This window comes from Pseudomonas putida, from assembly GCF_028682175.1.
In the GTDB taxonomy this organism is placed as follows: domain Bacteria; phylum Pseudomonadota; class Gammaproteobacteria; order Pseudomonadales; family Pseudomonadaceae; genus Aquipseudomonas; species Aquipseudomonas putida_AD.
This window is the reverse complement of sequence record NZ_JANHKS010000015.1, coordinates 78,358-102,953: the sequence shown is the minus strand read 5'-3', so window position 1 is coordinate 102,953 and position 24,596 is coordinate 78,358. Positions and strand designations below refer to the sequence as shown.

23 protein-coding genes are annotated in these 24,596 nt (G+C 62.2%); 14 read left to right on the top strand and 9 right to left on the bottom strand.

Features of this window, described 5'->3' with window-relative positions:
* The first annotated feature begins 328 nt into the window (after positions 1-328).
* Both rpmB and rpmG read left to right on the top strand, forming a co-directional pair.
* Complete coding sequence (rpmB, locus tag NPS29_RS13335; RefSeq protein ID WP_274133105.1) at positions 329-565, top strand: 50S ribosomal protein L28; 237 nt, start codon at positions 329-331, stop codon at positions 563-565.
* 11 nt (positions 566-576) lie between these two features.
* On the top strand, positions 577-732 hold the full coding sequence (gene rpmG, locus NPS29_RS13330; RefSeq protein ID WP_062379766.1) for a 50S ribosomal protein L33: 156 nt from the start codon (positions 577-579) through the stop codon (positions 730-732).
* A gap of 179 nt (positions 733-911) precedes the next feature.
* On the opposite strand, the gene NPS29_RS13325 is transcribed toward rpmG, so the two are convergent.
* Positions 912-1,274 carry a cupin domain-containing protein gene (locus NPS29_RS13325; RefSeq protein ID WP_274133103.1) on the bottom strand — a complete coding sequence of 121 codons (363 nt, stop codon included), beginning with the start codon at positions 1,272-1,274 and terminating at the stop codon, positions 912-914.
* A gap of 276 nt (positions 1,275-1,550) precedes the next feature.
* Here NPS29_RS13325 and NPS29_RS13320 point away from each other — a divergent pair, with 276 nt between their 5' ends.
* Together NPS29_RS13320 and NPS29_RS13315 are read left to right on the top strand one after the other, a co-directional pair.
* Positions 1,551-3,044 carry an aldehyde dehydrogenase gene (locus NPS29_RS13320; protein ID WP_274133102.1) on the top strand — a complete coding sequence of 498 codons (1,494 nt, stop codon included), beginning with the start codon at positions 1,551-1,553 and terminating at the stop codon, positions 3,042-3,044.
* Between the two features lie 190 nt (positions 3,045-3,234).
* The gene (locus NPS29_RS13315) at positions 3,235-4,380 is read left to right on the top strand and encodes an MFS transporter (protein ID WP_274133101.1); all 1,146 of its coding nucleotides are present in this window, start codon (positions 3,235-3,237) and stop codon (positions 4,378-4,380) included.
* Here NPS29_RS13315 and NPS29_RS13310 read toward each other — a convergent pair.
* A complete protein-coding gene (locus NPS29_RS13310) occupies positions 4,377-5,957 on the bottom strand; it encodes a phospholipase D family protein (RefSeq protein WP_274133131.1) in 1,581 nt (526 codons plus the stop codon). The genes NPS29_RS13315 and NPS29_RS13310 overlap by 4 nt on opposite strands.
* 59 nt (positions 5,958-6,016) lie before the next feature.
* A complete protein-coding gene (locus NPS29_RS13305) occupies positions 6,017-7,444 on the bottom strand; it encodes a PLP-dependent aminotransferase family protein (protein WP_274133100.1) in 1,428 nt (475 codons plus the stop codon).
* Positions 7,445-7,621: 177 nt separating this feature from the next.
* On the opposite strand from NPS29_RS13305, the gene NPS29_RS13300 reads away from it, so the two are divergent.
* Together NPS29_RS13300 and NPS29_RS13295 are read left to right on the top strand one after the other, a co-directional pair.
* Entirely contained in the window at positions 7,622-7,855 is a 234-nt protein-coding gene (locus tag NPS29_RS13300) for a DUF1127 domain-containing protein (protein ID WP_274133099.1), read from the top strand.
* 115 nt (positions 7,856-7,970) lie between these two features.
* Entirely contained in the window at positions 7,971-8,324 is a 354-nt protein-coding gene (locus NPS29_RS13295; RefSeq protein ID WP_274133098.1) for a YkgJ family cysteine cluster protein, read from the top strand.
* Positions 8,325-8,445: 121 nt separating this feature from the next.
* On the opposite strand, the gene dadR is transcribed toward NPS29_RS13295, so the two are convergent.
* Positions 8,446-8,934: a transcriptional regulator DadR gene (gene dadR, locus NPS29_RS13290; protein WP_274133097.1), complete on the bottom strand. Its 489-nt coding sequence runs from the start codon at positions 8,932-8,934 to the stop codon at positions 8,446-8,448.
* A 157-nt stretch (positions 8,935-9,091) separates the two neighbouring features.
* On the opposite strand from dadR, the gene dadA reads away from it, so the two are divergent.
* From dadA to NPS29_RS13260, 6 genes are all read left to right on the top strand, one after another.
* Entirely contained in the window at positions 9,092-10,393 is a 1,302-nt protein-coding gene (dadA, locus tag NPS29_RS13285) for a D-amino acid dehydrogenase (RefSeq protein ID WP_274133096.1), read from the top strand.
* Complete coding sequence (locus NPS29_RS13280) at positions 10,365-10,718, top strand: RidA family protein (protein WP_274133095.1); 354 nt, start codon at positions 10,365-10,367, stop codon at positions 10,716-10,718. Before dadA ends, NPS29_RS13280 begins: the two co-directional genes overlap by 29 nt.
* A gap of 160 nt (positions 10,719-10,878) precedes the next feature.
* Positions 10,879-11,952, top strand: a complete 1,074-nt coding sequence (alr, locus tag NPS29_RS13275) for an alanine racemase (RefSeq protein ID WP_274133094.1) — start codon at positions 10,879-10,881, stop codon at positions 11,950-11,952.
* 150 nt (positions 11,953-12,102) lie between these two features.
* On the top strand, positions 12,103-12,651 hold the full coding sequence (locus NPS29_RS13270; RefSeq protein WP_274133093.1) for a cupin domain-containing protein: 549 nt from the start codon (positions 12,103-12,105) through the stop codon (positions 12,649-12,651).
* A gap of 217 nt (positions 12,652-12,868) precedes the next feature.
* A complete protein-coding gene (locus NPS29_RS13265; protein ID WP_425312501.1) occupies positions 12,869-13,252 on the top strand; it encodes a c-type cytochrome in 384 nt (127 codons plus the stop codon).
* Between the two features lie 190 nt (positions 13,253-13,442).
* Entirely contained in the window at positions 13,443-15,371 is a 1,929-nt protein-coding gene (locus tag NPS29_RS13260) for an acetyl-CoA hydrolase/transferase C-terminal domain-containing protein (protein WP_274133091.1), read from the top strand.
* A 145-nt stretch (positions 15,372-15,516) separates the two neighbouring features.
* Here NPS29_RS13260 and NPS29_RS13255 read toward each other — a convergent pair whose 3' ends face one another.
* From NPS29_RS13255 to rep, 4 genes are all read right to left on the bottom strand, one after another.
* Positions 15,517-16,332, bottom strand: a complete 816-nt coding sequence (locus tag NPS29_RS13255) for a sulfite exporter TauE/SafE family protein (protein ID WP_274133090.1) — start codon at positions 16,330-16,332, stop codon at positions 15,517-15,519.
* Between the two features lie 138 nt (positions 16,333-16,470).
* Entirely contained in the window at positions 16,471-17,355 is an 885-nt protein-coding gene (locus tag NPS29_RS13250; protein ID WP_274133089.1) for an MBL fold metallo-hydrolase, read from the bottom strand.
* Positions 17,356-17,483: 128 nt separating this feature from the next.
* Complete coding sequence (locus NPS29_RS13245) at positions 17,484-18,056, bottom strand: xanthine phosphoribosyltransferase (protein ID WP_274133087.1); 573 nt, start codon at positions 18,054-18,056, stop codon at positions 17,484-17,486.
* Between the two features lie 40 nt (positions 18,057-18,096).
* Positions 18,097-20,106: a DNA helicase Rep gene (gene rep, locus NPS29_RS13240; protein ID WP_274133086.1), complete on the bottom strand. Its 2,010-nt coding sequence runs from the start codon at positions 20,104-20,106 to the stop codon at positions 18,097-18,099.
* Positions 20,107-20,309: 203 nt separating this feature from the next.
* Between rep and NPS29_RS13235 the strand changes: the two genes are divergently transcribed.
* Positions 20,310-21,980 carry a putative bifunctional diguanylate cyclase/phosphodiesterase gene (locus NPS29_RS13235; protein WP_274133085.1) on the top strand — a complete coding sequence of 557 codons (1,671 nt, stop codon included), beginning with the start codon at positions 20,310-20,312 and terminating at the stop codon, positions 21,978-21,980.
* Between the two features lie 132 nt (positions 21,981-22,112).
* Here the strand turns inward: NPS29_RS13235 and NPS29_RS13230 are convergent, their stop codons facing one another.
* Positions 22,113-23,495 (bottom strand): NorM family multidrug efflux MATE transporter, encoded by a 1,383-nt coding sequence (locus tag NPS29_RS13230; protein WP_274133084.1) that lies wholly within the window; start codon positions 23,493-23,495, stop codon positions 22,113-22,115.
* Positions 23,496-23,662: 167 nt separating this feature from the next.
* Here NPS29_RS13230 and NPS29_RS13225 point away from each other — a divergent pair, with 167 nt between their 5' ends.
* Positions 23,663-24,583, top strand: a complete 921-nt coding sequence (locus NPS29_RS13225; RefSeq protein WP_274133082.1) for a LysR substrate-binding domain-containing protein — start codon at positions 23,663-23,665, stop codon at positions 24,581-24,583.
* The last annotated feature ends 13 nt before the right edge of the window (positions 24,584-24,596 follow it).

Genomic DNA, 24,596 nt, shown 5'->3' with positions numbered 1-24,596 from the left:
CGCAGTCTGGAGAGAGATCAACCCTAGACCATGCGTCGGCCCAGAACAATCGCTCTGGCGCGACGAGTGGTATATTTCCCGTCGCGCCCCTTGGCGCTGGCCCTGCCAGACTCAAAGCCCTGAGTTTCTTGCAGGTAATTCGTCGTTTGTGTTGTTGCTCCAAAGGGTTTCTGGTATAAAGCAGCGCTCTTTTCTAGGGGCCCGCTGCCTTCACCGCAGGTGTGGCCGGTAAGACCCCTGAAGAAACGCGGCGCCTGGCGCCAAATGACTGAGAGATTAAGCGGCCAACCCATGCCGGGTTGGGCATGTGGTTTTAGAGGGCTGAGGCATGTCGAGAGTCTGTCAAGTTACCGGTAAGGGTCCGGTAACCGGGAATAACATTTCCCACGCAAACAACAAAACCCGTCGTCGTTTCCTGCCAAACCTGCAGCATCATCGCTTCTGGGTTGAGGAAGAGAAACGCTTCGTACGTCTGCGCGTATCTGCTAAAGGCATGCGTATCATCGACAAGCGTGGCATCACGGTTGTTCTGGCCGAAATCCGCGCTGCTGGCGCCAAGGTTTAAGGGAGAGAATCATGCGTGAATTGATCCGTCTGGTGTCGACCGCTAATACCGGCCACTTCTACACCACCGACAAGAACAAGCGCACCACTCCGGACAAAATCGAAATTAAAAAATTCGATCCGGTTGCTCGCAAGCACGTGATCTACAAAGAAGCCAAAATCAAGTAATTGATTTTCGCCTCTTACGAAAAAGCCCGCAGCGATGCGGGCTTTTTTGTGGGCGCAGTTCGGACACCCCTCGGCACCTGTAGGAGTGAGCTTGCTCGCGATTGCATTCGGTCAGACGTCTCGACGTGACTGACACACCGCAATCGCGAGCAAGCTCACTCCTACAGGATTGGCGTGAATCAAGACTTCTGTTCGAACACCACGTAGATCTTGCGGCACGCCTCCAGCACTTCCCAGGTCCCCTTGAACCCCGCCGGAATCACGAAGCGATCCCCTGCACGCAGGGTCTTGGCGTTGCCTTGCTCATCGCGCAGCACCGAAACCCCCTGCACGATCTCGCAATATTCATGCTCGGTGTAGTTGACCTTCCATTGGCCCACTTCGCCTTCCCACACGCCCGCGTTCATCTGCCCGCAGGGGCTGTTGTAGTGGTTGTAGAGGGTTTGCGCCGGATCGCCCTTGAGAATCTTCTCTGCCGCTGGCGTGTAGCGTTCTGCGCTGGTGCTGGCTTCGCTGAAATCGACGATGCTTTCGATGCTCATGTCCCTGGCTCCTGAATGGGCGATGGAAGATGGTGATTGAGTGAGGCTGTGTTGCGATAGTGCCAGATCCCTCTGACGGACTGACAGACCGGCTGTTGAATAAAATGCACGATAAAACGCCTTTTAGCCTATTTTTGTCCAATATATTGGAAATTCCCTCAAGGCTGGTTTAGGGTAACGGATGCCTTTGGCCGATCCGGCAGCGCGTCAGGTGATCTCCTGCAGCACGGTTCATGAGCGCGAGGGCGCGCACAATTCACAAGAGGAGGACGTTTCATGACCACCCTGACTCAAGCTGACTGGGAAAAACGCGCCCAGAATCTGAAGATCGAAGGCCGTGCCTTCATCCATGGCGAGTACACCGACGCCGCATCCGGCACCACCTTCGACTGCATCAGCCCGGTCGATGGCCGGTTCCTGGCCAAGGTTGCCAGCTGCGATGCAGCCGACGCCCAGCGTGCCGTGGAAAGCGCCCGCAAGACCTTCAATTCCGGCGCCTGGTCGCGTCTGGCACCGGTCAAGCGCAAGGCAGCGATGATTCGCTTCGCGGCGCTCATCAAGGAAAACATCGAAGAGCTGGCCCTGCTCGAAACCCTCGACATGGGCAAGCCGATCAGCGACTCCTATGGCATCGACATCCCGGGCTCCGCGCAAGCGTTGAGCTGGAGTGGCGAGGCCATCGACAAACTGTATGACGAAGTTGCAGCCACCCCCCACGACCAACTGGGTCTGGTGACCCGCGAGCCTATCGGCGTGGTTGCGGCCATCGTGCCGTGGAACTTCCCGCTGCTGATGGCCTGCTGGAAACTGGGCCCTGCGCTGTCGAGCGGTAACTCGGTGGTGCTCAAGCCGTCGGAAAAATCCCCGCTGACCGCCATCCGTGTTGCGCAACTGGCTATCGAAGCCGGCATTCCTGCTGGCGTGCTGAACGTGCTGCCGGGCTACGGTCACACCGTCGGCAAGGCGCTGGCGCTGCACATGGACGTCGACACTGCGGTGTTTACCGGATCGACGAAGATCGCCAAGCAATTGCTGGTGTACTCCGGCGAATCCAACATGAAGCGCGTCTGGCTGGAAGCGGGCGGCAAGAGCCCGAACATCGTTTTCGCTGATGCGCCTGATCTGCAGGCAGCGGCTGAATCGGCGGCCAGTGCCATCGCTTTCAACCAGGGCGAAGTCTGTACCGCCGGTTCGCGCTTGCTGGTGGAACGTTCGATCAAGGACAAATTCCTGCCGATGGTGATCGAGGCGCTCAAGGCCTGGAAGCCGGGCAACCCGCTGGACCCTGCGACCAACGTGGGCGCGCTGGTCGATACCCAGCAGATGAACACCGTGCTGTCGTACATCGAAGCCGGCCACACCGATGGCGCCAAGCTGGTCGCTGGCGGCAAGCGCATTCTTCAGGAAACCGGCGGCACCTACGTGGAGCCAACGATTTTCGACGGCGTGACCAACGCCATGAAGATCGCCCAGGAAGAAATCTTCGGGCCGGTGCTGTCGGTGCTGACCTTCGATACCGCAGAAGAAGCGGTGCAGATCGCCAACGACACGCCTTACGGCTTGGCAGCGGCGGTGTGGACGGCAGACCTGTCCAAGGCGCACCTGACGGCTCGTGCGCTGCGCGCCGGTAGCGTGTGGGTCAACCAGTATGACGGTGGCGACATGACCGCGCCGTTCGGTGGCTTCAAGCAGTCGGGCAACGGCCGCGACAAGTCGCTGCATGCGTTCGACAAGTACACCGAGCTGAAAGCGACCTGGATCAAGTTGTAAGAAGGGTTCGCGCAGACGCCTGAACTGCGCGGCGGCTTCATTCGCGAGCAAGCTCGCTCCCACAGGGATCGCTTACGCCTGTGGGAGCGAGCTTGCTCGCGAAGGCGTCGGTTCAGGCAACATCGATATCATGAGCAGCCGGGTTCCCCTCAAAAGAGCCCGGCTGTTTTGTCTCGGCGGGAGGGCAGCAATGCGTTGGGGTACCTATTTTGCGGTGCTGTCGTCCGTGCTGAGCGTCGGCCTGGCGCTGGGCGTGAGCATGCCGTTGGTGTCGCTTCGCCTTGAGGCCTGGGGCTATGGCAGCTTCGCGATCGGCGTCATGGCAGCGATGCCGGCCATCGGCGTGCTGCTGGGCGCGGGCTTGGCCAGTCGCCTGGCGGCGATGCTGGGCACGGCGAACCTGATGCGCCTGTGCCTGTGGGGCGGTTCGATTTCCGTGGGGCTTTTAGCGCTGCTCCCGCATTACTGGATCTGGCTGGGCTTGCGCCTGATGCTCGGCGTGATCCTGACCATGGTGTTCATCCTCGGCGAAAGCTGGATCAACCAGTTGGTCACCGAAAACCTGCGCGGCAAGCTGGTGGCGCTGTACGGCAGTTGCTATGCCCTGAGCCAGTTGGGCGGGCCGGTGCTGCTGGGCGTGATCGGCACCGGGCACGACTACGGCTTCTGGATCGGCACAGCCCTGCTTGCTGTCTCGCCGTTCGTGCTGCTGGGGCGAACCGGCGCGCCGAGTGCCGAGGAAAGTCATGTCAGCCTGCGCGATCTGGGCGGCTTCTGTCGGGAATTGCCTGCCATCGCGTGGGCCATTGCCTTGTTCGCCGGTTTTGAAGCGATGATTCTGACCTTGTTGCCGGTGTATTGCCTGGAGCAGGGCTTTACCCCTGAAATTGCCCTGGCAATGGTCAGCACCGTGGTGGTCGGCGACGCTTTGCTGCAACTGCCGATTGGTGCGCTGGCCGACCGGATTTCGCGCCGGGGCCTGTTCTCCGGATGCGCGCTGGCCCTGATGCTGTCGAGCCTGGCGATTCCGCTGTTCATCGACACGATTGCGATCTGGCCGCTGTGGGTGCTGTTCGGCGCCAGCGCGGGCGGGCTGTTCACCCTGTCGCTGATTCTGATCGGCGAGCGTTATCGCGACGACGCGTTGGTGCGGGCCAACGCCCACGTGGCGCAGCTGTGGGGCGTCGGCTGTCTGCTCGGGCCGTTGGCGGCCGGGGCGGGAAGCCAATGGATCAGCGGACAGGCGCTGCCGTTGTTGATGGCTGCGGGCGCCATGGGCCTGGTGGTGTTGTCCCGGCGCCGAGAGGCGTTCGGTCCGCAACCTGTCGCGGCTTAAAGCATCCGCTCAAGGCCTACCGCGCTGGCAAACCAGGCATTGAGCCTGCGCCACCAGTCGCCGGGCTCCTTGTAGATCGTGTGCATCTTGCCGTTGTCTTCGGTGACCCACACCACGCGGTCGTTTTCCAGCTTGGCCTGGTAGCTGATGGCCGGCGCCATACCTTGCAGGGCCAGATCACGCAGGTAGCCGGTCAGCTCGGGGCTGTCCACCAGCACGCCGACCTCGGTGTTCCACAGCACCGAGCGCGGGTCGAAGTTGAACGAGCCGACGAAGGTCTTGCGCTGGTCGAAGATCATCGCCTTGCTGTGCAGGCTCGATTCGGAGCCGCCCTTGAAGGTCTTGGTGCGCAGAAAACGCGGCCCGCTGCCGCGGTTGCTCGGGTCTCCAGGCTGGCGGCGCAGTTCGAACAGCTTCACGCCATGGGCCAGCAGCGCCTTGCGATAGGGCGCGTAGCCGCCATGCACTGCAGGCACATCGGTGGCCTCCAGCGAGTTGGTCAGCAGGCTCACCGATACGCCGCTGTCGGCAAGGCCGGTCAGGTAGGTCAGGCCCTGCTGGCCGGGCACGAAATACGCCGAAATCATCATCAGTTCCTGATGCACGTTCAGCAGGTCCGGGCTCAGCTGGGTGGTCAGCAGCAGGTGCGGATCGGGCTCGCCGCGAGACAGCACCTTGGTCGGCGCATCCCACAGCGCCTGGTTATGGGCCCAGATCAGCTCGTTGAGCCAGGTCTTCATGCGTGGATGGGTCTTGTAGGCCATCAGCCGTTCATACAGGGCCTTCTTCTCGACGTGAGACTGATCCAGCGATGCCGCCAGGCGTTTGCGCGCTTCGGCCAGATCCTTCATGTCAGGCGGCCAATACAGAAAATCATCGACCGGCTTGCTCAGGGTGCTGTTCCAGTACTGGTCGAAGCTGTGGCTCAACTGCTCGGCGACCGGGCCGACGCTGAGCATGTCGATGTCGGTGAAATTCAGGTTGGGCTCGGCGTCGAAGTATTCGTCGCCCAGGTTGCGCCCGCCGACGATGGCCACGGCGCTGTCGGCCAGCCAGAGCTTGTTGTGCATGCGCCGGTGTTGCAGCGACAGGTTGAACAGCCGGCCCAGCGAGCGGGTGGCGCCGGTGCTGCGGCCCAGGTTCAGCGGATTGAACAGGCGAATCTGGATGTTGGGGTGGGCGGCGAGGGTGGCAATGACTTCATCCAGGCCGTCGCTGGTGGTGTCATCCAGCAGGATGCGCACGCGCACGCCGCGATCGGCGGCCTTGAGCAGTTCGTCCACCAGCGCCCGGGTGCTCAGGCCGTCGTGGACGATGTAGTACTGAAGGTCCAGGCTGGTCTTGGCGTTGCGGATCAGCTCGGCTCGCGCCATGAAGGCTTCGGTGCTGTTGGGCAGCAGGCGAAAGCCCGAGCGGCCTTCATGGGGTGCGGCCTGGGCCAGGATCGAGCGGCCAAAGGCGGATTCCGACGCCAGCAGCGCCTGGCTTGGACCATCCTGTTGCACGGGCGAATGAGTGCAGCCACCCAGGCCCAGGGCAAAAGCCAGAAAGAGGGGCAGTGCCCATTTGTGTGTCAACGCAGTCATCCGAATGGTCCACCATGGCGATATGACCGCATTTTCGGCAAAAGGTTAAGTCATGCCGGCTCAGTTTGCGCCATCAGCCGTGCGGCCGTGACGCCTACCCTGCGCACGGCCTCTTCGATCTGGGGTGTGGGTTTGGCGGCGAAGTTCATGCGCAGGCAGTTTCTGTATTTGCCCGACGCCGAAAAGATGTTTCCGACTGCAATCTGTACGCCCTGGCCTTCCAGTGCGCGATTCAGACGCAGGGAGTCGAAATCCTCCGGCAGCTCGATCCAGAGCATGAAGCCACCCTGCGGGCGGCTGACCCGCGTGCCCTCCGGAAAATAGCGGGTCACCCAGTCGGTCATCAGGTCCCGGCTGCGCTGGTACTGGCCGCGCATCCGGCGCATGTGCGGCTCGTAGAAGCCGGCCTGAAGGAATTCGGCAATCGCCAGTTGCGGCTGGGTCGCGGTGGAGCCGGTGCTGATGTACTTCATGTGCAGCACGCGGTCCAGATAGCGCCCCGGCGCTACCCAGCCCACCCGCAGGCCCGGCGCCAAGGTCTTGGAAAACGAGCTGCAGAGCAGCACGCGGCCATCTTCGTCGAAGGATTTGATGGTGCGCGGGCGAGGGTAGTTGTAGGCGAGGTCGCCGTAGACATCATCCTCGATGATCGCCACGTCAAAGCGTTGCGCCAGGGTCAGCAGGGCGCGCTTGCGGTCCTCGGGCATGATGTAGCCCAGCGGGTTGTTGCAGTTGGGCGTCAGCTGTATGGCCTTGATCGGCCATTGTTCAAGCGCCAGCTCCAGCGCATCCAGGCTGATACCGGTGATGGGGTCCGTGGGGATTTCCAGCGCCTTCATGCCCAGGCCTTTGAGGGCCTGCATGGCGCCGTGGAAGCTGGGCGAGTCCACGGCGACGATATCGCCGGGCTCACAGATCGAGCGAATGCTGACGGCCAGTGCCTCTTGCGCCCCGGTGGTGATCACCAGGTCATCCGGCGCGATGCTGGTGCCCGAGTCCAGCAGCAACCGCGCGACCTGATCGCGCAACACCTGGGTGCCGTGGACGTTGTCGTAATACAGGCCGGGCATGTCCAGGCGGCGATTGATCTTGCCCAGCGCCTGAATCAAGGGTCGCAACGTGGGGCTGGTGATGTCCGGCATGCCACGGGCCAGTTGCACGATATCCGGGCTGGGCGTGGCGCGGGCCAGTTCCAGCACCTGGTCCCATTGCGAAATATCCACAGGCCTCTGTGCGGGGCGTCCTACGGCGGGCAAGGCGGGTGTCTTGCGTCCTACTGGGACGAAATACCCTGACTTGGGCCGGGGGGACGCCAGTCCGTTGTCTTCCAGCAATCGATAGGCCTGCTGCACGGTGCTCAGGCTCACGCCATGTTCCAGGCTCAAGGCACGGACCGACGGCAGCCGGTCGCCGGGGCGATAGAAGCCGTTTTCGATGCGCGTGCCGAGCAGTTCGGCAAGATTGACGTAGAGGGTCATGGCGTACTCCCGCAGGATGTTCCGATATTCGACCGATACAGATAGGGCAAAAATACAGCATTCAGCCAGGGCTGTGCTGAATCTGTATGCAAAAAATTGGAATTCTTTGGATCTGTAACGGTTTTTCATACAGACGCATCATGGATTCACTGCAAACCCATGATGAGGTGTCTGGAAATGAGCGGGATGAGCGATGTCAGGTTGACGCTGTATGCACAGGAGCTGGTCGAAGAGCAGGGCGTATCGGTCCGCGTGAACGCGCCCGAAGGTTTGAGCCTGTGGGGGCTGTTTCAGCATCGTCGGGCGACCCGCCGTGCGCTGCTTCGGCTGACAGCTGACCAGCTGCGCGATATCGGCTTGAGCTATGAGCAGGCGCGTAACGAGGGGATCAAACCATTTTGGAAGGACTGAGCTGGCCGTTACCCGCGAAGCCTGGGATGGCGCAGGGAGGGCAGGGATCGCCCGCAGGTTTTGCCCGCGCCAGGTGTGAGGCACAATAGGGCCTTTCACAGGGAAATCTGACGCGATGAGCTGCAACAGCCAGAAAATCCGCGATTTGCGGCGGCAGATCCCGTCTTTCGAATGCGTGCCCGGCTGCCATGACTGCTGCGGCCCCGTCACCACCTCTTCCGAAGAAATGGCCCGCCTGCCGCGCAAGACAGCCGCGGAGCAGGAAGCGGCGCTCAACGAATTGAACTGCGTGCATCTCGGGCCCGACGGCTGCACGGTCTACGACGAACGCCCGATGATCTGTCGGCTGTTCGGCACCACAGCGTCTCTGCCATGCCCCAATGGCCGCCGCCCAGAAGTCCTGATCCACCCCAAAGTCGAGAAGCAGGTCCACGAATTCATCGCCTCGACGCGGCAGGTGTTGGTCTGACGCCGAACCCGTAGCAGCACGGCTTGCCGGCGGGAGCGGTGTTTCTGTAACGAATGCATCGACTGACACACCGCTCCCGCCGGCAAGCCGTGCTGCTACGGGTGAAGTTTTAGCCTGCGGGTCACTCCGGAATCGGCAGGTTCAGGCTCTCTTTCACCTCTTCCATCACGATATAGCTCTTGGACTCCCGCACATGGGGCAGTTTGAGCAGGATGTCCCCCAGCAGCTTGCGATAGGACGCCATCTCCGAAATGCGCGCCTTGACCAGGTAGTCGAAGTCCCCTGACACAAGGTGGCACTCCAGTACATGGGGCAGTTTGAGCACGGCGCGGCGGAATTCCTCGAAGGTGTCGCCGGACTTGTAATCCAGGCTGATCTCGACGAAAACCAGCAGGCTGGCCTTGAGATTCTGCGGGTTGAGGCGGGCGCTGTAGCCCATGATGATTCCTTCGCGCTCAAGCCTTCTGACCCGCTCCGTACAGGGCGTGGTAGACAGCCCCACGCGCTCGCCCAGCTCCGTGAAGGAGATTCTGCCGTCGCCCTGCAGGATGCGCAGGATGTTGCGATCGATCTTGTCCAGCTCACGTTTGGACTGGTGTTGGGTGCGCATCGAACAACCCCCTCTGGTCAAAGCCTTCGTTGTCGAGAATTAAAGCTGAATATAGGATTTTATACAGTTAAATGCACTGCTCATCGCTGCATATACTGCGCACATCCTTGTTTAAAACTTGAAAACGTCAGCGGATATCCGCGATGAGGAAATCAACATGCGCGTTCTGGTCCTTGGAAGTGGCGTAATCGGTGTCACCAGTGCTTATTACCTGGCCCGTGCTGGCTTCGAGGTGACTGTCGTCGACCGTCAGCCTGCCGCTGCCATGGAAACCAGTTTCGCCAACGCAGGTCAGGTTTCGCCTGGCTATGCCTCGCCGTGGGCCGCGCCGGGCGTGCCGCTCAAGGCCATCAAATGGCTGTTGCAGCGTCATGCTCCGCTGGCGATCAAGGCCACAGCCGACATCGATCAGTATCTGTGGATGGCGCAAATGCTGCGCAACTGCACGCAAAACCGCTATGCCGTGAACAAGGAGCGCATGGTGCGCCTGTCCGAGTACAGCCGCGATTGCCTGGACGAACTGCGCGCCGAAACCGGTATTGCCTACGAAGGCCGCAGCCTGGGCACTACCCAGCTGTTCCGCACCCAGGAGCAGGTGGACAACGCCGCCAAGGACATCGCCGTGCTGGAACAGGCCGGTGTGCCTTACGAAGTGCTGGATCGCGAAGGCATTGCCCGGGTCGAACCGGCGCTGGCCAGCGTCAGCAACATTCTGAGCGGCGCCCTGCGTCTGCCGAACGATCAGACCGGCGACTGCCAGATGTTCACCACGCGCCTGGCCGAGATGTGTGTGAAGTTAGGCGTTGAATTCCGTTTCGGCCAGTCGATCGAGTCGATCGATTTCGCGGGCGACCGGATCAACGGCGTACGTGTGAACGGCAAGCTGGAAACCGCTGACCGCTACGTGCTGGCGCTGGGCAGCTACTCTCCGCAGTTGCTCAAGCCGCTGGGCATCAAGGCGCCGGTCTATCCGCTCAAGGGTTACTCGCTGACTGTGCCGATTACCAATTCCGCCATGGCCCCGACCTCGACCATCCTGGACGAAACCTACAAGGTGGCGATCACCCGTTTCGACAACCGCATCCGCGTCGGCGGCATGGCCGAGATTGCCGGTTTTGACCTCTCGCTGAATCCCCGTCGGCGTGAAACGCTGGAGATGATCGTCAACGATCTCTATCCTCAGGGCGGCGATCTGGCCCAGGCCAGTTTCTGGACCGGCCTGCGCCCGACCACGCCGGACGGCACGCCTATCGTGGGTGCCACACCGTATCGCAACCTGTTCCTCAATACCGGCCACGGAACACTGGGCTGGACCATGGCCTGCGGCTCCGGTCGTTTGCTGGCCGACCTGATCGCCCGCAAAAAGCCTCAGATCAGCGCCGAAGGCCTCGATATTTCCCGCTATGGCAGTTCCAAGGAGATCGCAAAACATGTCAGTACAGCGCCAGCTCACCAATGAGCGCATGAGTCAGGTCGTCATCCATAACGGCACCGTTTACCTTGCCGGCCAAGTGGCCAACGACATGACCGGGAACATCGAGCAACAGACCCGCGAGGTGCTCGGCAACATCGAGCGCCTGCTGGATCTGGCTGGCACCGACAAGAGCCGTCTGTTGTCGGTGACGATCTACCTGAATGACATCGGCTCCCACTTCGCCACCATGAACGGCATCTGGGACACCTGGCTGGCCAAAGGCTTCGCCCCAGCCCGTGCCACCGTCGAAGCGAAGATGGCCGCGCCGGATGTGCTGATCGAGATGTCCGTAGTCGCGGCTCTGCCGTAACCCCCGTACCTGTAGGAGTGAGCTTGCTCTGGGCCGCATTCGGACGATTGCGGTTTGTCAGATTCATCAATGGTTCTGATCCACCGCAATCGTCCGAATGCGGCCCAGAGCAAGCTCACTCCTACAGGTCATCTGAATTCTTTGAACAAGAAGCCACACCATGCGTCCAGCCCGCGCCCTCATCGATCTTCAAGCCCTGCGCCACAACTACCAACTGGCCCGCGAAACCACGGGTGCCAAAGCGCTCGCGGTCATCAAGGCCGATGCCTATGGGCACGGCGCGGTACGGGTGGCCCAGGCGCTGGAATCCCAGGCCGACGGTTTTGCCGTGGCCTGCATCGAGGAAGCCCTGGAACTGCGCCAAGCGGGGATTCGTGCGCCGGTTCTGCTGCTGGAAGGCTTTTTCGAGGCTGACGAGCTTTCGCTGATTGTCGAGCACGATTTCTGGTGCGTGGTGCACTCCACCTGGCAGCTCGAGGCCATTGAGCGCACGGCGGTTGGCAAGCCGCTGACGGTCTGGTTGAAGATGGATTCGGGCATGCATCGCGTCGGTATCCACCCCGCCGAATATCAGGCGGCTTGTCAGCGCCTGCAGGCCAGCGGCAAGGTCGCTAAAGTGGTGTTGATGAGCCACTTCGCCCGCGCCGACGAACTCGACAGCACCCGCACCGACGAACAAGTGGCGATCTTCCAGGCGGCGCGCGAAGGGGTGTCGGCTGAGATCAGCCTGCGCAATTCCCCAGGCGTCATGGGCTGGCCCAAGGTGCCGAGCGACTGGGTCCGCCCCGGGATCATGCTGTACGGCGCGACACCTTTCGATCAGTCGCAACCGGTAGCTGACCGCTTGCAACCGGTCATGACCCTCGAATCCAAAGTCATTTGCGTCCGTGAACTGCCCGCTGGCGAGCCCGTTGGCTACGGCGGCGCCTTCGTCACCGACCGCCCCATGCGCATCGGCGTGGTGGCCATGGGTTATGCCGACGGCTATCCACGCCAGGCACCCACTGGCACGCCGGTGATGATTGACGGCCATCGCAGCCAGCTGCTGGGGCGCGTGTCCATGGACATGCTCTGCGTCGACCTGACCAACGTTCCAGGCGCAGGCCTGGGCAGCCGCGTTGAATTGTGGGGCAAGAACGTGTTGGCCAGCGACGTCGCTTCCAGTGCCGGCACCATTCCCTATCAGATCTTCTGCAACCTCAAGCGCGTGCCACGGCTCTATTCCGAGGCTTGAGGCCTTAGGCGCGCCCACCTCAGACAAACACCCGCCGACGCTGGCGGGTGCGGGTCCCTTTGCTAATCTGGTCAAGTGTTGTAAATACTGAACGCGGTTGCGATCATTGCGACCCGTAGACCGTGATTGACTATAAGGAGGACCCCCGCATTGGACGTCGGCGAACGACTGCAATCCATTCGCAAACTGAAAGGTCTGTCGCAACGTGAACTCGCCAAAAGAGCGGGCGTGACCAACAGCACCATTTCCATGATCGAGAAGAACAGCGTCAGCCCCTCGATCAGCTCCCTGCGAAAAGTGCTGGGCGGCATTCCAATGTCCATGGTGGAGTTCTTTTCCGAAGAGCTTGAGCCGCAGAACCCCACGCAGGTGGTGTACAAGGCCAGCGAGCTGATCGATATTTCGGACGGCGCCGTGACCATGAAGCTGGTGGGCAAATCCCATCCTGGCCGGGCGATAGCGTTTCTCACCGAGGTGTATCCGCCAGGCGCCGACACGGGCGACGAGATGCTGGTCCACGAAGGCGAGGAGACCGGCATTCTGGTCGAAGGACGCCTTGAGCTGGTGGTCGGTCTCGATACTTATGTGCTCGAGGCTGGCGACAGCTACTATTTCGAAAGCACCCGACCCCATCGCTTCCGCAATCCGTTCGACGCACCGGCTCGGCTCATCAGCGCTGCCACCCCGGCGAACTTCTGATTCACGCGTTCTCCCCATCCTTGTGCCGGTGGGGGGCGAAGCCCTCGGGTCGATGTGTCAATAACCCTGCTGTCTTCAGGGATGTTACGACCAACGGGCGACCCGCTATAATCTCGTCACCTGCGACTTACCGTGATCGCAGGAGCGTTATAGCCACCATGAGGGTGAAAGCGTGAACCATACCAATAAGATCCTCGCTGCAGTTGCAGGTCTGGCCATGTGGGTGCTGACCGCCCAGGCCACCACTCAAGACGATCTTGCCAAGCGACTCGAACCGGTCGGGCAGGTTTGCGTGCAAGGCAAGGAATGCCCGGGCATGGACGTCGCGGCCACTGCGGGCGGCGGCGGGGGCGGGGGCGCGAAGTCGCCTGACGATGTGATCGGCAAACACTGCAACGCCTGCCACGGCTCGGGCCTGCTGGGCTCACCGAAGATCGGCGACAGCGCCGACTGGGGCAAGCGCGCCAAGGAACAGGGCGGCCTGGACGGTCTGTTGGCCAAGGCGATCACGGGCATCAATTCCATGCCACCGAAGGGCACCTGCGCCGATTGCTCGGACGAAGAGCTCAAGGGCGCGATCAAGAAGATGTCGGGTCTATAAGATGCACGCGGTCCCGTAGCAGCACGGCTTGCCGGCGGGAGCGGTGTCCCTGCCACGGATGTGTTGTCTGACACGCCGCCCCCGCCGGCAAGCCGTGCTGCTACGGGACGTTGCCATGCCGCAAGATTTGCAGCAAAACCCTCCCCCGCCCGGTCCAAGCTCCATCGAATGACCCTTCAGGAGAGGCCGGATGCCCCATTCCTGCTCGATCGAGCAAGCTGTCGACCATGTACTGGCCGAACTGCCGCCGCACATCCACATGGGCATGCCGTTGGGGCTGGGCAAGCCCAATCGCTTTGCCAACGCGCTCTATGCCCGCATCAAGACCTTGCCCGAGCGGCAACTGACGATCTACACCGCGTTGTGCCTGGGGCGTCCCAAGGCGGGTGACGGATTGCAGGGGCGGTTTCTGGAGCCGTTCCTCGAACGGGTCTTCGGCGACTACCCCGAGCTGGACTTTCTCACCGACCTGCACAAGAACAGCCTGCCCGAGAACGTGCACGTCGAGCAGTTCTTCATGCAGCCCGGCAGCCTCCTGGGCAGCCCTGCGGCGCAGCAGGACTACGTCAGCAGCAACTACAGCCACGCCGCCCGGGACATCAATGCCAATGGCCTGAACCTGGTGGCGCAACTGGTGGCCCACGATCCCCAGCGCCCGGATCACCTGAGCCTGAGCTGCAACCCCGACATCACCCTCGACCTGCTGCCCATGCTGGAAAAACGTCGTGCGCTTGGCGAAAACATCCTCATGCTTGGCCACGTCCACACCGACTTGCCCTACATGCCCGGCGATGCCGAGGTGGGCGTCGACACGTTCGACCTGCTGATCGAACACCCGGAGCGCAGCACGCTGTTCTCCACGCCCAACATGCCGGTGGGGTTTCAGGATCATTTCATCGGCCTGTATGCCAGCACCCTGGTGCGCGACGGAGGCACCTTGCAGATCGGCATCGGCTCGATGGGCGATGCGTTGACGGCCGCCTTGCTGGCGCGGCAGGCCAACAACGACATGTATCGCGCCTGCCTGGCCGAGCTGGACGGGATTTCCACCTGGCGACCGTTGATCGAGGCCGAAGGCGGGGTCATGCCCTTTGGCGCGGGGCTTTACGGCTGCAGCGAGATGCTGGTCAACGGCCTGCTGGTGTTGCTCGATGCCGGGATCATTCGGCGCAAGGTCTATCCCGACGTGAGCTTGCAGCTGCAGGCGGACGCGGGCCTGCTCGATGAGTCGGTCCATGACAACGGGGTTCTGATCCACGGCGGATTTTTCCTGGGACCACGCAGCTTCTATCAGCGTCTGAGCGAGTTCACGCCACAGCAACTGGCGCAGATCGACATGACCGCCATCAGCTACATCAATGAGCTGTACGGCAACGAGGCGCTCAAGCGCGCACAGCGCAAGGATGCCCGGTTCATCAACAGCTCGTTCACCGTCACCCTGCTGGGTGCGGCCGTGTCCGACCAGTTGGAGGATGGGCGGGTGGTCAGCGGCGTGGGCGGGCAGTACAACTTCGTCGCCCAGGCCCATGCGCTGGAAGGCGCGCGTTCGATCCTGATTCTGCGCAGTTGGCGTGAGTCCGGCGGCGAGGTCAGCTCCAATATCGTCTGGGAGTACGGGCACACGACCATTCCCCGGCATTTGCGCGACATCGTCGTTACCGAATATGGCATCGCCGATCTTCGCGGCAAGACCGATGCGGCAGTGATCGAAGCCTTGCTCAACGTCACCGACTCACGTTTTCAGCAGGGGCTGATCGACCAGGCGCAGAAGGCGGGCAAGTTGCCCAAGGGGTTCCGACTCGACCCGCTGTTCACCCGCAACACGCCCCAGCGGTTGAAGGAAATACGCGACCAGTTTGCGCCGTTGTTCGTGGAATACCCGCTGGGCACTGACTTCACCCCGGTGGAGCGGGATCTATTGCGGGCGCTGAACTGGCTCAAGAGCAAGTTCAAGCTCACCGAGATTCTCGATCTGGGCAAGGCGGCGCTAGAGGCGCCGGAGCCCGAGGCGTTTCCTGAGCATCTGCGGCGCATGGAGCTGGATGATCCGCAGGGCCTGCGCGAGGACCTGTACCAGCGGCTGCTGCTGGCAGGGTTGCAGGCCACCTCCACCGACTGATTTTCCTGTAGGAGTGAGCTTGCTCGCGATAGCGTCAGGCCAGGCATCACAAAGGTGCCAGACAGATCGCAATCGCGAGCAAGCTCACTCCTACAGGTGATCAGTGCCCGTTAAGTCGTGGCGGATCAGTTGGAGCTGCGGTGTGTCAGGAAAGGGTTTTGACGATCAACAGCACCGCCGCAACAAATCCGGTTACGGCAAACAACTGCTGCAGCCTGGGCCCAGCGAGAAACCGCGCCATCTGCCGTCCGGCGATCAACCCCACCACGGCCCCCGCCGCAAACGGCACGCCGACCGCCCAGTGCATCACGCCGCTGAAGCTGGCGCTGATGACGCTGCCGGTGGACACCAGGGCGATCACCGCCAGCGATGTGGCGACGATGCTTTTCATGTCCAGGTCGGTGTAGCGGGTCAGGGCCGGGATGATGACGAAGCCGCCCCCCACGCCCAGCAGCCCGGACAGCACGCCCGACACCACGCCGGTGATCGCCAGCGAGCGTGCGCAGGGCAGGGTCCAGCGCAGGCGGCCTTCCAGCGGGTTGAGCACGCAGGGCAGGAACGCCGCGCGCTCCGGTGGCTTGCCGTGGTGAAGCTCGTGGGCCGCCTTGCGATAGATACGCGCGCAGGCGTAGACCAGCACCCCGGCGAAGGCCAGTGCCAGCGGCGCGTTGGGGATCTGGTGCGCCAGCCACAGGCCCAGGGGCGTCAGGCACATGCCGATCAGGGCGATGAACAGCGCCGCCCGATAACGCACAATGCCCTGACGCAAGCCCAGCAACGCGCCGACCGCAGCGGCCAGGCCCACGGCCAGCAGCCCCACGGGTGCTGCCTCGACCATGCTCAGGTGCAATGCGAAAACCAGCAACGGCACCGCAAGAATCCCGCCGCCGGCGCCTGTCAGCGCCAATACCGCTCCAATGATTGTGCCGAGGCCGGCTCCGATCATTTCGTGTTCAGTCATGTTCAGTGGGGCTTATTCTGGTTGGGCTCATTGATTCGAACCGTAGCAGTCCGGCTTGCCGGCGGGGCGGTGGGTCAGCAGCAGATGTATCGCCTGACACGGCGCCCCGCCGGCAAGCCGTGCTGCTACGGGGCGGAATTACAAGGCATTGATCGGAATCTTGAGGTAGCGAACGCCGTTGTCCTCGGGCTCGGGCATGTGGCCGCCGCGCATGTTGATCTGCACCGAGGGCAGGATCAGCACTGGCATTTCCAGCGTCGCGTCGCGCTTTTCGCGCATCTGCACGAAGGCGTCTTCGTCGATGCCTTCGCGAATATGAATGTTACTGGCGCGTTGTTCGGCGACGGTGGTCATGTACATCAGGTCGCGGCCGTTGGGCAGGTAGTCATGGCACATGAACAGCCGGGTCTGCGGCGCCAGGCTGAGAATCCGCCCGATGGAGCGATACAGCGTGCGCGCATCGGCGCCGGGGAAGTCGCAGCGGGCGGTGCCGTAGTCCGGCATGAACAGGGTGTCACCCACGAACGCGATGGCTTCATCGCCCAGATCGACCACGTAGGTCATGCAGGCCGGGGTGTGCCCTGGCGTGTGCATGGCGCGGGCTTGCAGCGAGCCGATCTGGAAGTGCGCGTCGTCTTCCAGCAGCCGGTCGAACTGGCTACCGTCGCGGGCGAATTCGCCCTTGGCGTTGAACAGGGTGCCAAAGACCTTCTGCACGCGGGTGATGTGGCTGCCGATGGCCACCGTGCCGCCCAGTTGTTCCTTGAGATAGGCCGCCGCGGAGAGATGGTCGGCGTGAACGTGGGTTTCCAGAATCCACTCCACCATCACGCCGGTTTCACGGATTCGGGCGATCAGCCTGTCAGCCGACTCGGTGCGCGTGCGGCCGGACTTGTGGTCGTAGTCCAGCACGCTGTCGATCACCGCCGCCTTGAGTGTCGAACGGTCGGTCACCAGGTAGCTGATGGTCGAGGTCTGCGGGTCGAAGAAGGCTTCAACGCTCAGTTTTTCGCCGATGTTCATGCTTCTCTCCGTCTGTTGCTGATTCCTGTAGGAGTGAGCTTGCTCGCGATAGCGGTGTGTCAGTCGACGCATGCGGCACTGACGGATGGCAATCGCGAGCAAGCTCACTCCTACAGGGGGCGTGGGTATCACTCCACGAACGTGACAACCCCACCGTTCAGGGATTTCACCCGAGCCAGTGACTCTACACGATAGCCCTGGGCGTCCAGTTCCGCGCGGCCGCCCTGGAACGACTTCTCGATCACGATCCCCAGGCCCGCGACGCTGGCGCCGGCCTGCTTGATGATCGAAATCAGCGCCTGGGACGCTTTGCCGTTGGCCAGGAAGTCATCGATGATCAGCACGCGGTCGCTGCTGGTCAGGTGGCGCGTGGAAATGGCGATGGTGCTTTCGGTCTGCTTGGTGAACGAGTACACCGTCGCCGAGAACAGGTTTTCAGTCAGGGTCAGGGACTGGTGCTTGCGCGCGAAAATCACCGGGATGCCCAGTTTCAGGCCGGTCATCACCGCAGGCGCGATGCCCGAGGCCTCAATGGTGACGATCTTGGTGATGCCCGAATTGGCGAACAGCGTGGCGAATTCGTCGCCGATCTGCTGCATCAGGGCCGGATCGATCTGATGGTTGAGAAACGCGTCGACCTTCAGTACCTGCTCGGAAAGTACGATGCCTTCCTCGCGAATTTTCTTGTGCAGTGCTTCCACGGCAGTTCCTCGGTGCGCAAAAGATGCGCGAAATGGTTGTTTATCTTTTCAGCATGGCGCGAATGTCCGCCAGTGCCGTATTGCCGCGAACGGCTTTCACTTCGGTTGGCGTGTCGTCGTTGCCTTCCCAGGCCAGGTCGTCCGGTGGCAATTCGTCCAGGAAGCGGCTCGGCAGGCAGTCGATGATCTCGCCGTACTGCTTGCGCTTGGCGGCGAAGGTGAACGCCAGGGTCTGGCGGGCGCGGGTGATGCCCACGTAGGCCAGGCGGCGTTCTTCCTCGATGGTGTCGGCTTCGATGCTGGAGCGGTGCGGGAGGATTTCCTCCTCCATGCCCATGATGAACACGTAGGGGAATTCCAGGCCCTTGGATGCGTGCAGCGTCATCATCTGCACGCCCTCGGCGCCGTCTTCCTCTTCCTGCTGGCGTTCGAGCATGTCCCGCAAGACCAGCTTGCCGATGGCCTCCTCGATGGTCATGCCGCCTTCTTCGTCTTTCTCCAGCGTGTTCTTCAGTGCCTCGATCAGGAACCACACGTTGCCCATGCGGTAGTCGGCGGCCTTGTCGCTGGAGCTGTTCTGACGAATCCAGTTCTCGTAGTCGATGTCCATGACCATGCTGCGCAGGGCGGCGATCGGATCCTGAGTCGCGCACTGCTGACGCACGCCGTCCATCCAGTGCTTGAAGCGCTTGAGACGGTCGGTGAAGCGGCCGTCCAGATGCTCGCCCAGGCCGATTTCGTCGGTGGCGGCGTACATCGACACCTTGCGCTCGGTGGCGTAGTTGCCGAGTTTTTCCAGGGTGGTGGAGCCGATTTCCCGGCGCGGCACGTTGATCACCCGCAGGAAGGCGTTGTCGTCGTCCGGGTTCACCAGCAGGCGGAAATAGGCCATCAGGTCCTTCACTTCCTGGCGGCCGAAAAAGCTGTTGCCGCCCGACAGGCGATAGGGAATCTGGTGGTGCTGCAGTTTCAGCTCGATCAGCTTGGCCTGGTAGTTGCCGCGGTACAGGATCGCGAAGTCGCTGTAGGGGCGGTCTGTGCGCAGGTGCAGGCTCAGAATCTCGACCGCCACGCGCTCGGCTTCGGCGTCTTCGTTCTTGCAGCGGATCACGCGGATTTCATCGCCGTGACCCATCTCGCTCCACAGTTGCTTCTCGAACTCGTGGGGGTTGTTGGAGATCAGCACGTTGGCGCAGCGCAGGATGCGGCTGGTGGAGCGGTAGTTCTGCTCCAGCATCACCACTTTGAGCGACGGGTAGTCGTCCTTGAGCAGCATGAGGTTTTCCGGCCGCGCGCCGCGCCAGGCGTAGATCGACTGGTCGTCGTCGCCCACCACCGTGAACTGGCAGCGCGTGCCGATGAGCATCTTCACCAGCAGGTACTGGCTGGCGTTGGTGTCCTGGTATTCGTCCACCAGCAGGTAGCGGACCTTGTGCTGCCATTTTTCGAGGATGTCGGCGTGTTCCTGGAACAGCTTCACCGGCAGCAGGATCAGGTCGTTGAAGTCCACCGCGTTGTACGCCTTGAGCGTGCGCTGGTAGTGGGTGTAGACGATGGCGGCGGTCTGCTCCTTGGGGTTGCGCGAGTTGGCCAGGGCTTCTGCAGGCAGGATCAGGTCGTTTTTCCAGGAATCGATCATGTTCTTGATCTCGTCGACGCCGTCGTCGCCCGAGTATTCCTTCTGCATGATGTCGGTCATCAGCGCCTTGACGTCAGTTTCGTCGAAAATCGAGAAACCTGGCTTGTAACCGAGGCGAGCGTGTTCCTTGCGGATGATGTTCAGCCCCAGGTTGTGGAACGTCGAAACGGTCAGGCCGCGCCCTTCGCCTGCGCGCAGCAGGGTGCCGACCCGCTCCTTCATCTCCCGCGCCGCCTTGTTGGTGAAGGTCATGGCGACGATGTACTGGGCACGGATGCCGCAGTTCTGGATCAGGTGGGCAATCTTGCGCGTGATCACGCTGGTCTTGCCGGAGCCAGCACCGGCGAGCACCAAAAGAGGGCCGCCGACGTAGTTCACGGCTTCCTGTTGCCGGGGATTGAGTCGGGACATGGGGAATTGAGGAGGTCGCTGTAAAAATGGGCGAGCATTTTAACAGGGTCCGTGGATTGTGCAGCGACCGTCTGACACTGTGATGCGCCGCGCTATCAATATTTCGCCGATTTGTTACATTTGCGCATCACGTGGGGATTCACGCGTTCGGCGACCCTCATCCGAATGGGCGCCGATGTCTTTGGATTGTGTGGGGATCTAGCTTGTCTACGCCTGTCGAACCCTTGCGTTTGCTGCTGCTGGCGGACACGCCGCATTGGTCAGCGTTGTTACGCGAGTGCCTGGTGCCCCTTGGGGACGCCGTTTTTCTCGACAGTGCTTCGAGCTGGGAAGCTATTGGCAGTTGGATAGACCCCTCTCATACCTACATTCTTTTGACGACACCCGATTTGCAGCCTTTCGCGGGGCAGTGCAACTGGCCCACGGTGCTGCTGCTGGACGCCGAGCCCGAGCATGATCCGGTGGGCGTCAGCGACTGGCTGGTGCGCGATTCCCTGAGTACTCACAGTTTGCGCCGCTGCCTGCGTCATGTTCGCGAGCGCGGGCTGCTGGAAAACACCCTACAGCGCCTGGCGGAACAGGACCCGTTGACGGGTATCGCCAATCGGCAGGGTTTTCAGACGCTTCTTACAGCTCGATTGGCAGAGTTCGACGGTCGAGGCCTGGCGCTGGGGCATCTGGACCTGGATAACTTCCGCCGCGCCAACGATGCACTGGGGCACCAGGCAGGCGACCGGCTGATTCTGCAGGTTGTCTCGCGCTTGAAAAGCCAGCTTGAGGCCTGCGATCAAGTTGCACGCCTTGGCAGCGACGAATTTGCCTTGCTGATCGACACCCGCCGCGCCCCGGAGCGTGCCGAGTGGATGGCCGAGCGCATTACCGAGGCGCTGTCGGAGCCGTATTGGGTCGATGGTGAAAGCCTGCTGATCGGCTGCAGCCTGGGCATCGCCCACGCTCGGGCCGACGCCGGCGCCGACCCGTTGATGTGGCATGCGCACATCGCGATGCAGCAGGCCAAGGGCGTGCAGGGCTGCACCTTTCATATCTTCAACGAACGCATCAACCGCAACGCCCGCAGCCTCGCTGACCTGGAAAGCGAACTGCGCCGCGCGTTGCGTCGCGACGAGCTGGAACTGCACTACCAGCCGCGCCTGTGCCTGAATTCGGGGCGGATCCTGGGGCTTGAAGCGTTGGTGCGCTGGCGCCATGCCGAGCGCGGCCTGTTGCCACCCAGCGAGTTCGTGCCGCTGGCCGAGCAGAGCGGGCTGATCGTGCCGCTGGGTTACTGGGTGATCTCCCGGGCCCTGCGCGACATGCAGACCCTGCGTGAAAAAGGCCTGCCGCCGCTGCACATGGCGATCAACCTGTCGTTCCGCCAGTTCCAGGACAATCAGTTGTTGGCAACGCTGGGCCGCCTGATTGCCGACCGTGGCGTGGATGCCCAATGGCTTGAATTCGAGCTGACCGAAACCGCCGTCATGCGCCGCAGCGACCTGGTCAAACAGACCATGGACGCTCTGGGTCGGCTGGGGGTGCGCTTCTCGCTGGACGATTTCGGCACAGGCTTCTCTTCATTCGTGCATCTGAACAGCCTGCCCATCACGCTGCTCAAGATCGACCGCAGTTTCGTCGGGGAGATGGAACAGCGCGAGGAGAACCGCAAGCTGGTTCACGCCATGATCAACCTGGCGCACAACCTGAGCCTGGAAGTGGTGGCCGAAGGCGTCGAAACGCCGGAGCAACTCGCGTTGCTGCGCAGCTTCAATTGCGATCAGGCCCAGGGCTACCTGATCAGCCACCCGCTGGCGCTGCCGGAGTTGCTGGATTACTTGATGTTCGACCAGGCCAAGGGACGGTTGATACACGGGATGTAAGGGGTTAACACCCCGTAGCAGCACGGCTTGCCGGCGGGGGCGGTGTGTCAGTCGATGCATGTATTACAGAGACACCGCTCCCGCCGGCAAGCCGTGCTGCTACGGGAGGGTGTTTGCAGGTTGTTAGCGCGTTTAGCCCATCACCACGACACCCGTCGCCTCCTTGCGCAGCAACCGGGTGGTCTTGCGTTCGAACGCCCAGGTCAACGCCACCGCCGAGCACAGCAGCCCCACCGCCAGCCCCCACCACACGCCTTCGGCACCCTGATGCGCGAGAAAGCCCAGACCCCAGGCCAGTGGCGCGCCCACGGCCCAGTAACTGGCAAGGCCGATCAGGAACGTGGTCTTGGCATCCTTGAAGCCACGAATCGCGCCCATGGCGATGGTCTGCGTGCCGTCGAGGATTTCGAACCAGGCCGCAATCGCCAGCAGTTTCACCGCCAGTTCCACCACACCCTGGAATTTCGGATCGTTCAGGTCCACGAACAGCCCGATGACCAGATGCGGCGCGACCCAGAACAGAATCCCGAAACTCAGCATCAGCAGGCCGCCAAAGGCGATGCCCATGCGCCCGGCAGTGCGCGCGAGCAGCAGGTTTCCCGCGCCGTAATGCAGGCCGATGCGCATGGTGACCGCGTAGGAAATGCCCACGGGAATCATGAACGCCATCGACACCGACTGCAGGGCAATCTGGTGCGCGGCCATTTGCGTACTGCCCATGGCACCCATGCAGAAGGCGGCGAAGGTGAACAGCCCGACTTCCACCGCGTAAGTGCCGCCAATCGGCAGGCCCAGGCGCCACAGTTCCTTGAGGTCGGGACGCGACAGCTTCATCAGGTTCTTGTGGATCGGATAGGCCGCGTACGCCTTGTGGTAACGGATATACAGCGCAAGGCTCAGCGCCATGCCGTTGGTGACGATGGCGGTCACCAGCCCGATGCCCATCAGCCCCCAGTGCGGCAGGCCGAACAGGCCGTGGATGAAGGCGTAGTTGAGGGCGAAGTTGAGCACCACGCCCACCAGGCTGATCACCATCACCGGCGTGGCACGCCCCAGCGCACTGGTGAAGCCACGCAGGGCCATGAAACTCAGCAGACCGGGCAGGGCGAGCGGCAGGGTGATCAGGAATTGGCTGGCCATGTGCACGTTGGCCTCGTCCTGGCCGAAGTTGAGCAGGATCGGCTCGAGGTTCCACAGGATCAGCGCGGCCACCAGCGCCATGCCCCACGCCAGCCACAGCCCGGCCTGGGTCAGGCGGGTGGCGCCGGCGTCGTCGTTGGCGCCGCGCCGAATGGCCACCAGCGTACCCACGGCGGCCATCACGCCTACGCAAAAAAACGACACAAAGTTGTAGCTGGCCGCACCCAGGCCGCCGCCCGCGAGAGATTCGGGGCCGAGCTTGCCCATCATGACGGTGTCGGTGAAGACCATCAGCATGTGCGCCATCTGGGATGCAATCAGCGGCCCGGCCAGGCGCAGGATGATCCACAGTTCTTTGAAAGCGTGCTGATGCATGGGCGTGTCGCTCAGGAAAGAGGAGGCATTGATGAGCAGCTCATTGTCGCGATTCGGATCCAGATGCACAAAGGGATAAATCCGATCATTGGCATGAGTAAAACTCATCCTGATGTTTTTGCAGTACAGTGGTCGGTATCGACGATGCTCAAGTAGGAAAGCGCCTCATGACTCGTAGTCTCCCGCCCTTGTATGCGCTGCGTGCATTTGAAGCCGCTGCTCGACACAGCTCGTTCACCCGCGCAGCCGAAGAGCTTTCGGTGACCCAGAGTGCGGTAAGCCGACATATCCACACCCTGGAAGAGCATTTCGCCTGCAAGTTGTTTCGCCGCAACGGTCGCAACCTGCAGCTGACCGAAGCGGCCCGGGAGCTGTTGCCCGGCGTTCGCGAGGGTTTCTCGGCGCTGGAGCGGGCGTGCAGTGCGTTGATGGCAGAAGAGGGCATCCTGCGCATGAAAGCGCCGTCGACTCTGACCATGCGCTGGCTGCTGGCGCGCCTCAGCCGCTTTCGTCATTTGCAGGTCGGCAACGAGGTGCAACTGACCAGCGCGTGGATGGACATCGACGCCGTGGACTTCACCCAGGAGCCGTTCGACTGCGCCGTGTTGCTCAGTCGTGGACACTTTCCGGCGGACTGGGAGGCGACCTACCTGTTCCCGGAATTGCTGATTCCGGTGGGCTCGCCGAGCCTGCTCGATGATGCGCCCTGGGACGCCGAGCGGCTGGCCAGCGCCGAGCTTCTGCACCCAACGCCCGACCGCCGTGACTGGCGAAACTGGCTGGAACGCATGGGGTTGTCGGATCAGATATCGCTGCGTGGCGGGCAGGTGTTCGACACCCTGGAACTGGGCATGATCGCCGCCGCCCGGGGCTACGGGGTGTCGATGGGGGATCTGTTGATGGTCGCCGAGGATGTGAGCCAGCGGCGGCTGAGCCTGCCATGGCGGACTGCGGTGGTCAGCGGCGAAAACTACTACCTGGTCTGGCCCAAGACCCGCCCCGGCGGAGAGCGCCTGCGCAGGCTGAGCGATTTCTTGCAGGCGGAAGTTCAGGCGATGGAGTTGCCGGAAGTCACCATTTTGCAGTGATGGTGCACCAGTC

What these genes read in the sequence shown, in the direction of transcription:
- rpmB (WP_274133105.1), top strand. Translation starts at nt 329, where the DNA reads ATGTCGAGAGTCTGTCAAGTTACCGGTAAGGGTCCGGTAACCGGGAAT.
- rpmG (WP_062379766.1), top strand. Translation starts at nt 577, where the DNA reads ATGCGTGAATTGATCCGTCTGGTGTCGACCGCTAATACCGGCCACTTC.
- NPS29_RS13325 (WP_274133103.1), bottom strand. Translation starts at nt 1,274, where the DNA reads ATGAGCATCGAAAGCATCGTCGATTTCAGCGAAGCCAGCACCAGCGCA.
- NPS29_RS13320 (WP_274133102.1), top strand. Translation starts at nt 1,551, where the DNA reads ATGACCACCCTGACTCAAGCTGACTGGGAAAAACGCGCCCAGAATCTG.
- NPS29_RS13315 (WP_274133101.1), top strand. Translation starts at nt 3,235, where the DNA reads ATGCGTTGGGGTACCTATTTTGCGGTGCTGTCGTCCGTGCTGAGCGTC.
- NPS29_RS13305 (WP_274133100.1), bottom strand. Translation starts at nt 7,444, where the DNA reads ATGACCCTCTACGTCAATCTTGCCGAACTGCTCGGCACGCGCATCGAA.
- NPS29_RS13300 (WP_274133099.1), top strand. Translation starts at nt 7,622, where the DNA reads ATGAGCGGGATGAGCGATGTCAGGTTGACGCTGTATGCACAGGAGCTG.
- NPS29_RS13295 (WP_274133098.1), top strand. Translation starts at nt 7,971, where the DNA reads ATGAGCTGCAACAGCCAGAAAATCCGCGATTTGCGGCGGCAGATCCCG.
- dadR (WP_274133097.1), bottom strand. Translation starts at nt 8,934, where the DNA reads ATGCGCACCCAACACCAGTCCAAACGTGAGCTGGACAAGATCGATCGC.
- dadA (WP_274133096.1), top strand. Translation starts at nt 9,092, where the DNA reads ATGCGCGTTCTGGTCCTTGGAAGTGGCGTAATCGGTGTCACCAGTGCT.
- NPS29_RS13280 (WP_274133095.1), top strand. Translation starts at nt 10,365, where the DNA reads ATGTCAGTACAGCGCCAGCTCACCAATGAGCGCATGAGTCAGGTCGTC.
- alr (WP_274133094.1), top strand. Translation starts at nt 10,879, where the DNA reads ATGCGTCCAGCCCGCGCCCTCATCGATCTTCAAGCCCTGCGCCACAAC.
- NPS29_RS13265 (WP_425312501.1), top strand. Translation starts at nt 12,869, where the DNA reads ATGTGGGTGCTGACCGCCCAGGCCACCACTCAAGACGATCTTGCCAAG.
- NPS29_RS13260 (WP_274133091.1), top strand. Translation starts at nt 13,443, where the DNA reads ATGCCCCATTCCTGCTCGATCGAGCAAGCTGTCGACCATGTACTGGCC.
- NPS29_RS13255 (WP_274133090.1), bottom strand. Translation starts at nt 16,332, where the DNA reads ATGACTGAACACGAAATGATCGGAGCCGGCCTCGGCACAATCATTGGA.
- NPS29_RS13250 (WP_274133089.1), bottom strand. Translation starts at nt 17,355, where the DNA reads ATGAACATCGGCGAAAAACTGAGCGTTGAAGCCTTCTTCGACCCGCAG.
- rep (WP_274133086.1), bottom strand. Translation starts at nt 20,106, where the DNA reads ATGTCCCGACTCAATCCCCGGCAACAGGAAGCCGTGAACTACGTCGGC.
- NPS29_RS13230 (WP_274133084.1), bottom strand. Translation starts at nt 23,495, where the DNA reads ATGCATCAGCACGCTTTCAAAGAACTGTGGATCATCCTGCGCCTGGCC.
- NPS29_RS13225 (WP_274133082.1), top strand. Translation starts at nt 23,663, where the DNA reads ATGACTCGTAGTCTCCCGCCCTTGTATGCGCTGCGTGCATTTGAAGCC.